Raw genomic sequence first — 14,067 nt, forward strand, 5'->3', positions numbered from 1 at the left:
GGGATGGGGTTGGGGTAACAGTGAACTCATAAGCACCACTATCAATAATTAATGTACCATTTTGATCGCCATCAATAGGACGAGGTTGATTTTTTTGATCAGTTGTTAATGAATTATTGACTCCGGTATCAATAGCGGGACTACCAATTAATAAAGGATAAAAATAAGTTCCGTTGACATTTTGGAGGGTTCCTAATTGAGGATCAACTTTGACAATATTTGTTGTCGCATCATATTGATTTCCTGTTTGATTAGGATTTCCAGGCCATTGAATATTTCCCCCTAAATCGCTAAAAGTTCGATTAGTATGTTGTAAAATATTCCATGAATTTCCACCATTATTAGCTGTATTATTATAGAAAATTGTATTTTGAACAGTGACCGTTTCATCTGATGCTGCGGAAACTCCACCGCCTGCCCATCCCGCATAATTATCAGCAATAGTAGTATTAATAATATTAGTCGGGCCATAAAGAGCCATTGCTCCTCCATTGCCTTGAACAGTCGTTGCTTCTGCCCGATTTCCTGAAAAGGTACTATTCGTAATTGTTGTGGGAGCATCCATCATCCAAATGCCCCCGCCTTGATTGGCGGCGGTATTATTAATAAAAGCCGTATTGTTAATTGTAAATCCTTGATTTAATCCATTACTGGTTTGAACAACAGCACCTCCATTCCCATTATTTCCGCCGGGAAGGGGTAAAACTTGATTATTAATAAAAACATTGGAGTCAAAAATAATGTTATCTTGAGTTCCAGCAAATAAGTTAGCCGCACCCCCTTGTCCACGAGCCATATTACCTTCAAAACGGCTATTAACAATCCGAATTGTTCCTGATGGTTCATCCTTAGCACTAGCACGGTCAGCAAAAACAGCCCCTCCAGATCCTCTTAAAGAGGGGTTAGTTTTACCTGTATCATAAACAGCAGCAGTAGTTTTATTATTTAAAAAGGTAGAGTTTTCAATGGTTAATTTTCCATTTAAACTATTAATAGCTGCACCATTAATTCCTTCATTTTCACTAAATTGGCTATTCGTAACGGTAATATTTCTAGGCCCCCAAAAGGCGATCGCTCCTGCACCTCGTTCATCATTTCCTGCGATCGCTTTATTACGATTAAATTCACTATTATTAACGGTTAAATTACCTTCAAAAGCACTAAAAATTGCCCCGCCACCTTTGTCAGCGATATTATCATTGAATTTAACATTATCTATGGTTAAAATTCCTTGATGAGTTGTAGAAACTCCACCGCCTCGGTCTGAAGTATACCCATTATTAATCGTCAGATTTTGAAGGGTTAAACTGGTAGGGTTAACCGAGGTTGAATTAAGATAAAAAACCGTGAATTGATTATTTCCACTAATGATTAAATTAGGATTATCAATCCCATCAATAATTAAATTTCTACCTACAGGAATATCTAATTTTCCGGTAGTTAAGGTAATAGTATTTCCTCCGAAGAGAGTCGGATTAAATTTAATAATATCACCAGACTGAGCTTGATTAATCGTGTCTCGTAATGAGCCTGCTCCCGAATCTTGATTATTAATAACGAACAGTTCAGCCATGGTTAATTTTCCTTGATAATAGAGAAATTAATGTTTGAAATTGTATTAATTTCTTCTCTATTGATCCAAGCCATCAGGAAAAACTCTTATCTTTTTTTATTGCTATACTAGAGAGTCTATTTGTCGTGAAAAATCGCAGTATTTATTAAAGGCGAAACTTGACGCCCTCAGATTTGGGGGTTTATAATCCAGTCAGAGTAAGGCTTCTACAAGCCTAGGCTTTAGACTAAGAAATTAGTCGTATAGCAAGTCTAAATAGATTGTACAATCCTAATCATCAGTATTATTAATCCTCAAAACTGGACACAAATCCCAGTAGGGGCGAGGCGCGCCTCGCCCCTACGATGAATTGAATTTTAAGACATTGATATAACTGATTTAGACTTGCTATATTAATGGAAACTAATTGACGATTTTTTTATTAGTTATCAACTCAATCAATTAAACTTTGATTTGTCCGGCTAATGACTGCGCCTTGCGTCCTAACCGTCTTGGCGGTTGTTATAAATAGGTTTTCATACTAAAAGTCCCCCTAAAATAACGGGGGACTTCGGTAAATTTCAACCTAGCTTAAAAATAAGTTGAATTAATCTTTTGTCCATTCGGTGTGGAAGAATTCACCCCTGGGTTTATCAATGCGTTCATAGGTATGAGCACCAAAATAATCCCGTTGAGCTTGGGTTAAATTCAGGGGTAAAGTAGCCCGTCGATAACTATCAAAATAGTCTAAGGACGCACTAAAAGCGGGAACTGGAATTCCAAATTGATTAGCGAGAACTAACACTTCCCGCCAAGCTTCTTGACGATCTAAAATCGTCTGTTTAAATTCCGGTGCTAATAACAAATTCGGTAAGTTCGGATTTTCGCCAAAGGCTGTTTTAATTTTATTCAAGAAACCAGCCCGAATAATACAGCCTCCTTTCCAAATTCGCGCCATTTCACCGAGATCCAAATTGTATCCAAACTCCTTAGAAGCGGCGCTTAATAACGCCATTCCTTGAGCATAGGAACAGATTTTAGAACAATACAACGCATCCCGAATTTTATTCACTAAACTGGCAATATCTCCTTGATATTCACCCGTTGGCCCTGGTAATTCCACAGAGGCGGCGACCCGTTCATCTTTATAGGAAGAAATAATCCGACTATTGACCGCAGCGATAATAGTTGGAATAGAAACGCCTAACTCTAACGCACTCATTACCGTCCAACGTCCGGTGCCTTTTTGTCCGGCTGCATCAACAATTAAATCAACTAACGGTAAACCCGTTTCAGGATCAATTTTGGTGAAAATATCCGCCGTAATTTCAATTAAAAAAGAATTGAGTTCGTCGGTGGTATTCCATTCTGCAAAAACTTCATGAAGTTGAGCCGCATTCAACCCCGCTACATTTTTCAGCAAGTCGTAGGCTTCTGCAATTAACTGCATATCGCCATATTCAATACCGTTATGCACCATTTTAACGTAGTGACCTGCTCCCCCTGGCCCAATAAAGGTGACACAGGGGCCATCATCGACTTGAGCGGCAATTTTCGTTAAAATCGGTTCTAATTCTTTATAAGACGCTTCCGTTCCTCCCGGCATTAAACTTGGCCCCCAGAGGGCACCTTCTTCTCCGCCACTGACTCCCATCCCCACAAACCCTAAACCTGTGGCTTCTAGTTCCTTTGTGCGGCGTTCGGTATCTTCATAGAGGGAGTTACCCCCATCAATAATCATGTCATCTTGATCCAGCAACGGTTTAAGCTGATCGATGACTGCATCAACGGGTTTCCCCGCTTTCACCATCACCAAAATCCGGCGCGGACGTTCTAAAGATTGGACAAATTCTTCCAGGGTATAAGCAGCTTTGACGTTTTTTCCTTGCGCCCGTTGCTGCATAAACTCATCGGTTTTTGCTCCGGTGCGGTTATAAACTGCGATCGGAAACCCATTGCGCTCGACGTTCAACGCTAGGTTTTCACCCATGACGGCTAGACCAATTACACCAAATTTTTGCAGTGTCATAGACTTCAATTGACTGTAATATTGTGGGTTACTGAGTGCAGTAATCTTCTTACCTTAGCGTTGATTTTACTGAGTGTATAATTTAAGTCAGATTTTTTTAAAGATTGATCAACAAAATTTGAGTGCAGCTTGATGGAACCAATGGAAGAATTACAGTATCTTGCCACTTGGGTTAAGGAACAACACGCCCAAGAATATATCCTAACCTGGTTATTAACTCAACCGGGTGTTTGGTGGTCGAATGGGGAAGTTTACCAAGCCATTTTACAAAAATCGGGGAAACGATTGAAAGAATTTGTCAAGAAAAGCAAACAAGGGGAGTTATTTCAAGGGATTGCTGATAAAATTGTCACTGATGAGAGTTGGGATCAAATTGCTGAAAGTTTAGCTCGGTTAATGGCAATTTATCAAGAAGAATTAGTAAAATTACAAGATCAAGGACGGTTACAACCTACCTCTGGCTTATCCGTGAAAGCAACTTCAACATCTTCAAAATCTTGGTCTAATATGGATGTTCAACAACAACCTTTACCTGATCCTAATACTGATGCGTTAACAGGACTTTAAATCGTTCATTTTTGTTAGAATCAAAGTTAACAAAAAATTCAATAGGAGCTTGTGATCATGTCTCTAATGACGATAAAAGACTTAGAGCAAGTCCAAAAAAGCCTCTCAGAAGCTGGTTTAGATTATCAGTTAGAATTAGTAGAGGGAAAAATTGAGATTATGGGGCCATCAGATATTGTTTCTAGTGAAATTGGAGTAACTTTCAGCCGTTTGCTGGGGAACTGGGTTTATCCCCGTCGTTTAGGTCGTGTCTTTGACTCTGCTGGCGGTTTTATTCTTCCTGATACAAACCTAAAAGCTCCTGATGTTGCTTTTGTTCGAGCTTCTCGTCTCAGACAAAGTGTGCGTTATTTTGCTGAATTAGTGCCTGATTTAGTGGTAGAAATTAAATCTCAAAGCGATCGCATCAATCTGATTAAAAAGAAGATCAAGAAATTCTTAGAATTAGGAGCGCAAGTTGCGATTCTGATCGATCCTGACTTGTTAACCGTTACGGTTTATCGTTCTACAGAAGAACCAATTGTACTGGGAAATGAGAATATTTTAACTATTCCTGAATTGTTTCCGGGTTGGGAATTACCGATTGATGAATTATGGCCGCCTGTTTTTACCGAAGATGAAGAAGATTAAAATCCCGATCTTTTGAATGGTCGGGTGGGTGACTCTCTCAAGTTAATACGAGTTCGATCAATCCTGACAAAATTAATAAAAAATGTAATAGGAGATGATTCTCATGTCTTTGATGACGATAAAAGACTTAGAGCAAGTGCAAAAAAAACTCTCGGAAGCTGGTTTAGATTATCAGTTAGAATTAGTCGAGGGGAAGATTGAAATTATGGGGCCATCAGATATTATATCGAGTGAAATTGGAGCCGAATTCATTAGACTATTGGGAAATTGGGTTAAACCTCGTCGTTTAGGCCGTATCTTTGACTCTGCTGGCGGTTTTATTCTTCCTGATACTAATCTTAAAGCTCCTGATGTTGCTTTTGTTCGGGCTTCTCGTCTCAGACAAAGTGTGCGTTATTTTGCTGAATTAGTGCCTGATTTAGTCGTAGAAATTAAATCTCAAAGCGATCGCATTAATCCGATTAAAAAGAAGCTCAATAAATTCTTAGAATTAGGAGCGCAAGTTGCGATTTTGATCGATCCTGACTTGTTAACCGTTACGGTTTATCGTTCTACAGAGGAACCAATTGTACTGGGAAATGAGGATATTTTAACTATTCCTGAATTATTTCCAGGTTGGGAATTACCGATTGATGAATTATGGCCGCCCGTTTTTAGCGAAGATGAAGATTAAAATTGCTTTTCTGTGAAAGTTCGTGTTGTTAGATACAGTCTGAGAGTGACAATACCGTTGATAATTTTGGGTGATGGCTAAATTTTGAGAACGTTGGCTTGAGATCGTCTTGATGAATTTCTATCCCTATGAAACCTCGAATCATCGTTTGTAGCTTAGGTCGCACCGGATATCAGATTTTTAGACTCTTGAAACAACAAGGGGCGATTGTGGTGGGAATGAGTGACCGACCCATTCCCCAAGAAGGGTCTGATGTGATTGTGGGAAATTTACGATCCGCCTCCACTTTATTAGCGGCTGGGGTAAAAACGGCTCATGCTTTAATTTTAGCAGGAAATGATGAAGCTATCAATTTAGCAATTTTAATGCAGGCGCGAATTTTAAACCCTCAAATTCGGATTATTAATCGTTTATTTAATACTAATTTGGGAACCCGTCTAAATCAAACGTTATCTGATCACAGTACCATGAGTGTTTCGGCTTTAGCCGCCCCTGTATTTGCCTTTGCGTCTTTGGGAAATCAAGCCATTGGACAACTGGAATTATTTAATCAAATTTGGCCGATTCATGAAGAGTTAATTGATCAAGATCATCCTTGGTTGGGAAAAAGTTTGAGGGATTTATGGGCTGAACCTAATCGAATGTTAATTTATTATTTACCTTTTAAAGATCAAATTGATTTAGTTTCTGGGGTGATGGCTGATCAACAACTGCAAGTGGGCGATCGCTTAATTGTAGCTCTTAAACCCCAAACTCGTCAAACTCAAAAAGATCTGGGATATCGACTTTTAAAATTCAAACGCGGTCTACAAAAATTTAAACAATATGCCAAGTCTGCTTTGATTGTCAGCTTGATTTTATGTCTGACGATATTAGGTGCGACTTTAACTTATATTTTCGCTGACCCCAGTTATTCTTTTGTAGATTCTCTGTATTTTTCTGTGGGAATGATTACCGGAGCCGGAGGAAATGAACAAGTAGTTGAACATTCCCCGGAGGCGATTAAACTGTTTACCGTCGTGATGATGTTAATCGGGACGGGAGTAGTTGGAATTAGTTATGCGTTATTGAATGATTTTATTTTAGGGACTCGGTTAAAAGATTATGTGAACGCCACACGGGTTCCTGAACGCAATCATTATATTATTTGTGGCTTAGGAGAATTAGGATTAAATATTGCTCAACATTTATATCAACGCGGCTATGAAGTTGTTGTGATTGAACGTGATCCCAACAGTCGATTTATGAGCACGGCCAAAGGCTTAAAAATCCCGGTTTTTGAAGGAGATGCGAGTTTAGCCAATACCCTCAAAAGCGTGAATGTTGAAGCCGCCGAAGCGTTACTGGCCGTTACCAATGATGATACAGGAAATTTAGAAATTGCCTTGAGTGCGAGGGGATTAGCACCGCGTTTACGAGTGATTACCCGTACCCATGATTCCCATTTTGCTTTGATGGTGCAACAAGTTTTTGATTTTGAAGCGGTCTTAAATACAACAGAAATTGCGGCTCCAGCCTTTGCGGCGGCAGCATTAGGCGGACGGATTTTAGGAAGTGGAATCACCGCCGATAGTCTTTGGGTGGCGTTAGGAACCTTAATTACTCCTAATCATCCGTTTTGTGGAAAACGAGTCCAAGAGGTCGCCCGAAAAGTAGATTTTGTTCCTTTATATATTGAAACCGCTTATCAAACCATTCACAGTTGGGAACTGTTGAACTTTTTACTACAACCGGGGGATATTTTATATCTAACCATGCCAGCGAACCACATTGAACACCTATGGCATTCTCTCCCCCCAGAACGAACCTCCTGGGAGGATAATCGTGTCCTCAGCCCAGAACCCAGTATGGGGCCAGGAAAAAACTAAAGCGTCAGGGAGGAAGTCAAGACAGCAAACCAAATCGGCTCACTGTATCGTCCGTTTTTCCCTTTAGGAGTCACTATTTTGAAATTGTTGTCTACGGTTACGAAGGCGACGACGTTCTTTATGGCGAGCTACCTCTTTCCGCTTGCGTTTTTGTCCGGGGGTTTCAAAATGACGATTTTTTTTCAGATCGGCAAAAATGCCAGCTTGTGAAACTTTCCGCTTAAAGCGACGTAGGGCGGACTCTAATTGTTCTGTTTCACCGAGAACGACTTGGCTCATTCCATATTCTCCCACTTGAATAATTGATTGGGTTGGACAAGCTGCCCTAAAATCACCGACAGCATCGGGACAGGGTTGAAATTCCCTGTCCGGTCAGAAGAAGACTTCAGAGCAGGTTAATCAGAATTAAAACGGTTTACTGACGACCACCGCGATAGTTAGAATTACCGCCGCCGCCCCAGCCTCCTCTGGAGGGTTTGCGTTCTTCACGAGGACGGGCCTTATTCACTTTCAGGACGCGATCCATCCATTCAGCACCATCTAACTCTTCGATGGCTTTGGTTTCTTGAGCATCTGTTTCCATTTCCACGAAGCCAAAACCCCGTTTGCGTTGAGTTTCCCGATCAATAGGAAGCTGGACGTTTTTAACATTACCGTACTCAGCAAAGACTTCTGTGAGATCTTGTTCTGTGACGCTATAGGAAAGATTACCAACGTAAATAGTCATTACTTACCTCTTAAAATCGAGTGGTGTGCAGAGATTGGAATTCGGAGGTAAGCGAGTAGGACTTACACTAAACAGAAAAATTTTTCCTGATTCCAGCATAAACTGGGCTACCGATACCTAATCCAGCTTAAATTATAGCATGATTTTCGACCCTGACCAGTCAACTTGAAGGAATCTGTCAACCTCAACTAAATTATTCCCGTAGGAATCAACTCGACTTGAGGCGGAATCAACTCTACTTCAAAGATCTGAGCAAAGGTTTGAGCAATTTGGGGGCGTATTTGTTCGATGGTAATGCCGGGAATAAATTGGGCTAAACTCCCGACGGGTCGATGGGCAATCCCACAGGGAACAATCGCTTCAAACCCTTGCATATCAGGGCATACATTCAAGGCAAAACCGTGCATGGTAATCCAGCGACTGACTTTAATGCCGACGGCGGCAACCTTCACTTCCCCGATCCAAACCCCCGTTAAACCGGAAATTCGTTCTCCCGGAAGTTCATAAAATCTTAACACTTGGATTAACACTTCTTCTAACTGTCGTAAATACCAGTGTAAATCGGGGGTATGGCGTTTTAGATTTAAAATCGGATACCCGACCAACTGCCCTGGACAATGATAGGTGACTTCGCCCCCACGTTCCACCCGATGCAGTTCAACCGGACTCTTGAGGGGATCAAACTTGAGAAATTGTAGATCAGCGCCCTGCCCCAAGGTATAGACGGGGGGATGTTCCAAAAGCATCAACACATCATCGAGAGCCGGGTTGAGCTTTCGGTCTTCAACCAAAGAGTGTTGCCAGTTCCAAGCCACGGTATAGGGAACCGAACTAAAGTAATAAATTTGACAAGGGGGACGCACAGTAACCGTAAAAAAAACCAGTGAACTATAGTATAGATTAACCCATTTCTGCTAATATAATAAGTAAGAATACTTAAAACACAGCTAAGGAGAAAGGAAAACCCCCTACAATAAATTCCGAAAAAAATCAAGCAGTTTTTGACAAAACTTAACTTAAAAAAGTCAAGTTTTGTCACAGGATCAAAAAGATTTTAAACAGGTGAAGTTTGGTATCGGGTTAGTGTTAAGGTGAGATTATGCCCATATTATGAGCGGGAGGGAGCTTTATGAAGCTTGTTATCCAGGGTAAAAATTTGGAAGTTACGACTGCAATTCACGAATATGTACATCAAAAGATTACAAAAGCTGTCAGTCATTTTGAACAATTGACGACGGAAGTTGATGTACATTTGTCAGTTGCTCGGAACCCTCGGATAAATCCAAAACAAACCGCAGAAGTGACAATTTATGCCAACGGAACTGTGATTCGCGCTCAGGAAAGTAGTGAAAATCTTTACGCCAGCATTGATCTAGTCGCTGACAAAATTGCTCGCCAACTGCGGAAGTACAAAGAAAGACGCCAGGATAAAACCCACAATCTACCCAAAACGGGTGAAGTGGTTAACGAACATCCAGTTGTGGAAGACTTGGTTGGAAATCGTTCTCCTGAATTGCCCCAAGAGGTGGTTCGCACAAAATATTTTGCGATGCCTCCAATGACGATTAATGAAGCTTTAGAACAGCTTCAATTGATTGATCATGATTTCTATATGTTCCGCAATGCCGAGACTGAAGAAATTAATGTGATCTACAAGCGCTCTCATCACGGTGGTTATGGTGTGATTCAACCCCGCCAAGGAGAAGGAGTCAGCAATGGTAAATCCGCTCAGGGCAATACTGAGGTTTTAAGTTCACCCAAAGCGACTAAAGTTTAGGTGGGTTGGGGGTTTGAGTGACCACCAAACCCCCGATAAATGGTTGAGAGATGAATCTCCATGAGACATTTAGATCAATCAACAATATTTTTATTACACTCTGCACTTCACACTTTTTTCCAAAGCTCTTCTTTTAACAACTTTAGCCTTTAGAAAGAAGACAAGAATTCAACGGAGTCGCTACTTTAACGTTGATAGTTAAATCATTAGCGAATCTTCCTTAATAGATGAGTTTGATTAGTAGTAAATGGGTGTTCAACTGAACTCATCTCTCCAGAGATAGATGACTAATGGAGGGCATTATGAGGTAATCCAAACAAGCTCAAACATTAGGGATCTGATTCAATCCCAATAATTAGCAGGCGACGGTTGATTTCAACTGGGAAGCAATCGCTTCAGCAGCCTATTATGTTAATGAAGGCTCTTGCTCAAACCAAGAAGATCAGAACCGTGCCATATCAAGATGGAAAACATAAACCTTATGTTGAACTATGCAAATATAACCCCGGCTCCCCAAATTCTGATTGTCGATGATGTTTTGGAAAATTTAGAACTACTGCGCCATTTTCTGACGGAAGTGGGATATGACGTGATCAGTGCTTTAGACGGAGAATCTGCATTAGAACAGGTGAATCATCATCCTCCCGAACTGATTTTATTGGATGTAATGATGCCCGGTTTAACGGGTTATGAAGTTTGCCAACAATTAAAAGCTTCTCCCCAAACCCGTGATATTCCTGTAATTTTTTTGAGCGCTTTAGCAGAAATTAACGATAAAGTTAGGGGATTTGAAGTCGGAGGAGTAGACTATATTACAAAACCCTTTGAAATTGAAGATGTTATTATTCGCGTTAAAAATCAACTCACCATTGTTCAACAACAAAAACAGTTACAACAACAAAAAACTCAATTAGAAAAGGAAATTCAAGAGCGAAGACGAGTGGAATTAGCACTTCAAGACAGTATTAAACGGGAAAAAACCAGCGCTCGTGTCATTCAACGAATGCGACAAACCTTAAACTTAAATACAATTTTTAACGCCACAACCGCAGAATTAAGAAAGGTATTACAGTGTGATCGGGTTGTGATTTATCAGTTTAATCCTGACTGGAGTGGAAAGTTTGTTGCTGAATCTGTAGAATCGGGTTGGATACCCTTAGTCAAAGCCCAAAATTATGATCTAGTGATGAATCAAGCTGCTATTTCCAATTCGGATTGTGTGTTTGAACGCTTAACTGAAATTTCCGAAATTATTGTTCAAGATACTTACTTACAGGAAACCCAAGGGGGAGTTTACAGCCGAGGGGTAAGTTATCGATGTGTTGAGAATATTTATAAAAGCCATTTTAGTCCTTGTTATATTGATTTATTAGAACGATTTCAAGCTAAATCTTATTTAACCGTTGCCATTTTTTGCGGGAATCAATTATGGGGTTTGTTAGCGGCCTATCAAAATACAAATTTTCGCAAATGGGAACAAACAGAAATGCAAATGGTCGTACAAATTGCCAGTCAATTAGGGGTAGCGGTTCATCAAGCTCAACTCTTTTCTAAGATTAAACAGCAAACAGAAGAATTGAAACTTGCCAAACAATCAGCAGAGTCAGCCAATGCAGCTAAAAGTGAATTTTTAGCCAATATGAGCCATGAACTCCGAACTCCGTTGAATGCAATTTTAGGATTTGCCCAAATCTTAAAAAAAGATTTTTCCATGTCCTTAGAACAACGCAAACATATCGAAATTATTAACCGTAGTGGAGAACATTTACTGGATTTAATTAATGATGTTTTAGAACTCTCTAAAATTGAAGCCGGAAAAACAACATTAATGGAAGCTCGATTTGATCTGTTAATGTTGCTTCATAATATTAAAGATATGTTGCACTTAAAAGCAGAAAGTAAAGGCTTATTATTTGAACTTGAAATTTCCCCTACGGTTCCTCAATATATTATCGCAGATGAAAGAAAATTACGCCAAGTCTTAGCAAATTTATTAGGAAATGCGATTAAATTTACAGAAAAAGGTCGCGTTCAATTGTGTGTGAGTGCCGAAAAGAAAGCGGGACAGGAACCTTCTATTGAATTACACAATAGTATGGTGAATAGTGATTATCCCGAACTTTGCTCTCAGTTCAATTTTTCTACGGTCTTAGAAGGTTTATCCAAAAATCCCAAAATCCAGATTCAATTTAAAATTGAAGATACAGGAGTTGGGATTTCTCCCGAAGAACTCTGTTTATTATTTGAAGCCTTTTCTCAAACTGAAGCGGGCCGTCAATCAGGCCAAGGAACAGGATTAGGCTTACCCATTAGCCGTCATTTTGTCCAGTTAATGGGGGGGGATATTAAAGTAGAGTCTATTCGAGATCAAGGGTCAATTTTTACCTTTGAAATTCAAGCCAAAATTGATACAGAACCCACTCTATCATCTCCTCATATCCAGCAACAAATCATTCATCTTGCACCCGATCAAAAACCGCCTCGTATTTTAATTGTGGATGATGATTCAGATAACCGTTCATTATTAGTAAAAATACTAGGAAAAATAGGTTTTGAAGTTCAAGAAGCCTGTGATGGTCAAGAAGCTTTAGCACTTTGGCAAAGTTGGCAACCTGATTTAATTTGTTTAGATATGCAATTACCGATTCTCGATGGTTTTGCTACGGCTCGTCAAATTCGCAGCCAAGAGCAGCAAAATGCCATTCCGATTTTAGCGATTACTGCCTCTGTTTTTGAACAAGATCGACAATCTATTTCCGGTGCGGGATGTAATGATTGGATTAGTAAACCTTTTAAAGAAGAAGTTTTGTTAGAGAAAATTCGCGAACATTTAGGAGTAGAATATTTGTATCAAGAACCTTATTCAAATTGTGCATTACCTACAATGACAACATCTTCAGTAAGTTCTACCTTAACAACTCAATTGGCGATGTTACCCCCGGCCTTCATTCAAGAATTACACTATGCAGCTACTCAATGTAGCGATGATTTAGTTTTAAAATTAATTGATCAAATCCCCGGAGAATTTTTGGATTTGACCCAAGTGATTAAAGAATGGGTGCTAAATTTTAGATTTGATCTAATTATTGATTTAACTCATCCGATTCAATCCCCTAAGCAATGAACAACGATCAAAATCCTTTAAATTCCTGTGAGATATTAATTATTGATGATTATCCCGATAATTTGCGAGTTTTAGCAGCAATTTTATCGGAACAAGGTTATCGAGTTAGAAAAGCAATTAATGGTAAACTTGCCTTAGCAACTATTGAAACTCAAATCCCCGATTTAATCTTATTAGATATTCAACTTCCTGATATTAATGGTTATGAACTGTGTCGTCAAATTAAAGCTCATCCCAAAACCGATAGTATTCCGATTTTAATGATTAGTGTTCATGATCAACCTGAAGATATTGTCAGAGGTTTTTCAGAAGGAGCAGTAGACTATATCAAAAAACCGTTTCAACCCGAAGAAGTGATTGTTAGAGTTAAAACTCAACTGATGATTAGACATCTTCATCATCAATTAAAATCCCAAAATCAAACTCTCTTTGAAAGAAATTATCAATTAAAATTAGAAGTTGAACAACGGATACAAACGGAGGATGCTTTAAAAGAAGCAAATTTTAAATTACAAAAATTAGCATTTATTGACAGCTTAACCGGCTTAGGAAATCGTCGTTATTTTGATGATCAGTTGCCTCGTTCTTGGCGACAAATGGCTAGAAACAAACAATTCATTTCCTTAATTTTGTGTGATTTAGACTATTTTAAAACTTATAATGATACCTATGGTCATCCCGCCGGAGATCTCTGTCTGAAACAAGTTGGCCATGCCATTAATCGTGCGGTTAAACGTCCTGGGGATGCTGTGTTCCGTTATGGGGGTGAAGAATTTGTTATTATACTACCTGAGACTCCCCTAGACGGTGCCATACAAGTTACTAAAAATATACAGCTTGAAGTTGAACAACTTCATCTTCTGCACACTCATTTTTCTATTTATCGACAAATCACCTTGAGTTTTGGAATTTCGGGTCAATATCCTAATCCAAACACATCACCCACGGGTTTAGTCATTCAAGCTGATCAAGCACTTTATGAAGCCAAGAGCAAGGGACGTAACACTTATGTTGTTTATTCTTTCCCAAGTCATGTTTAATCTCTTGTAGATTATTAACCTATTTTAATGATAAAATCGTTTAAAAACCTTAAAATCATGTTAAGAAATAACTTCAGCAA

General features: G+C 39.3%; 12 protein-coding genes. 7 read left to right on the top strand and 5 right to left on the bottom strand.

Annotated elements, in window-relative coordinates; translation table 11 throughout:
- A partial coding sequence (locus tag IQ236_RS10920) for a choice-of-anchor Q domain-containing protein (RefSeq protein WP_322744114.1) occupies window positions 1–1,573 on the bottom strand: 1,573 nt, incomplete at its 3' end.
- A 586-nt stretch (window positions 1,574–2,159) separates the two neighbouring features.
- A complete protein-coding gene (gnd, locus tag IQ236_RS10925) occupies window positions 2,160–3,581 on the bottom strand; it encodes a decarboxylating NADP(+)-dependent phosphogluconate dehydrogenase (protein WP_193869278.1) in 1,422 nt (473 codons plus the stop codon).
- Window positions 3,582–3,722: 141 nt separating this feature from the next.
- Here gnd and IQ236_RS10930 point away from each other — a divergent pair, with 141 nt between their 5' ends.
- The 4 genes from IQ236_RS10930 to IQ236_RS10945 all read left to right on the top strand — a co-directional run bounded on the left by IQ236_RS10930 (window position 3,723) and on the right by IQ236_RS10945 (window position 7,319).
- Window positions 3,723–4,148: a hypothetical protein gene (locus IQ236_RS10930; RefSeq protein WP_193869341.1), complete on the top strand. Its 426-nt coding sequence runs from the start codon at window positions 3,723–3,725 to the stop codon at window positions 4,146–4,148.
- A gap of 57 nt (window positions 4,149–4,205) precedes the next feature.
- Window positions 4,206–4,778: a Uma2 family endonuclease gene (locus tag IQ236_RS10935; RefSeq protein ID WP_193869279.1), complete on the top strand. Its 573-nt coding sequence runs from the start codon at window positions 4,206–4,208 to the stop codon at window positions 4,776–4,778.
- A gap of 103 nt (window positions 4,779–4,881) precedes the next feature.
- Window positions 4,882–5,451, top strand: coding sequence for a Uma2 family endonuclease (locus IQ236_RS10940; protein WP_193869280.1), 570 nt, complete (start codon window positions 4,882–4,884; stop codon window positions 5,449–5,451).
- A 128-nt stretch (window positions 5,452–5,579) separates the two neighbouring features.
- A complete protein-coding gene (locus IQ236_RS10945) occupies window positions 5,580–7,319 on the top strand; it encodes a potassium channel family protein (RefSeq protein WP_193869281.1) in 1,740 nt (579 codons plus the stop codon).
- 63 nt (window positions 7,320–7,382) lie between these two features.
- Here IQ236_RS10945 and rpsU read toward each other — a convergent pair whose 3' ends face one another.
- The 3 genes from rpsU to lipB form a co-directional block, all read right to left on the bottom strand.
- The gene (rpsU, locus tag IQ236_RS10950) at window positions 7,383–7,598 is read right to left on the bottom strand and encodes a 30S ribosomal protein S21 (protein WP_072720560.1); all 216 of its coding nucleotides are present in this window, start codon (window positions 7,596–7,598) and stop codon (window positions 7,383–7,385) included.
- A 136-nt stretch (window positions 7,599–7,734) separates the two neighbouring features.
- Complete coding sequence (locus tag IQ236_RS10955; RefSeq protein ID WP_193869282.1) at window positions 7,735–8,046, bottom strand: RNA recognition motif domain-containing protein; 312 nt, start codon at window positions 8,044–8,046, stop codon at window positions 7,735–7,737.
- Window positions 8,047–8,234: 188 nt separating this feature from the next.
- Window positions 8,235–8,909 carry a lipoyl(octanoyl) transferase LipB gene (gene lipB, locus IQ236_RS10960; RefSeq protein ID WP_322744116.1) on the bottom strand — a complete coding sequence of 225 codons (675 nt, stop codon included), beginning with the start codon at window positions 8,907–8,909 and terminating at the stop codon, window positions 8,235–8,237.
- A gap of 266 nt (window positions 8,910–9,175) precedes the next feature.
- Between lipB and hpf the strand changes: the two genes are divergently transcribed.
- The 3 genes from hpf to IQ236_RS10975 all read left to right on the top strand — a co-directional run bounded on the left by hpf (window position 9,176) and on the right by IQ236_RS10975 (window position 13,987).
- Window positions 9,176–9,823 (top strand): ribosome hibernation-promoting factor, HPF/YfiA family, encoded by a 648-nt coding sequence (hpf, locus tag IQ236_RS10965; protein ID WP_190522831.1) that lies wholly within the window; start codon window positions 9,176–9,178, stop codon window positions 9,821–9,823.
- A 481-nt stretch (window positions 9,824–10,304) separates the two neighbouring features.
- Complete coding sequence (locus IQ236_RS10970) at window positions 10,305–12,947, top strand: response regulator (protein ID WP_193869283.1); 2,643 nt, start codon at window positions 10,305–10,307, stop codon at window positions 12,945–12,947.
- Window positions 12,944–13,987: a GGDEF domain-containing response regulator gene (locus IQ236_RS10975; RefSeq protein ID WP_193869284.1), complete on the top strand. Its 1,044-nt coding sequence runs from the start codon at window positions 12,944–12,946 to the stop codon at window positions 13,985–13,987. Before IQ236_RS10970 ends, IQ236_RS10975 begins: the two co-directional genes overlap by 4 nt.
- The last annotated feature ends 80 nt before the right edge of the window (window positions 13,988–14,067 follow it).

Source organism: Planktothrix mougeotii LEGE 06226 (genome assembly GCF_015207485.1).
In the GTDB taxonomy this organism is placed as follows: domain Bacteria; phylum Cyanobacteriota; class Cyanobacteriia; order Cyanobacteriales; family Microcoleaceae; genus Planktothrix.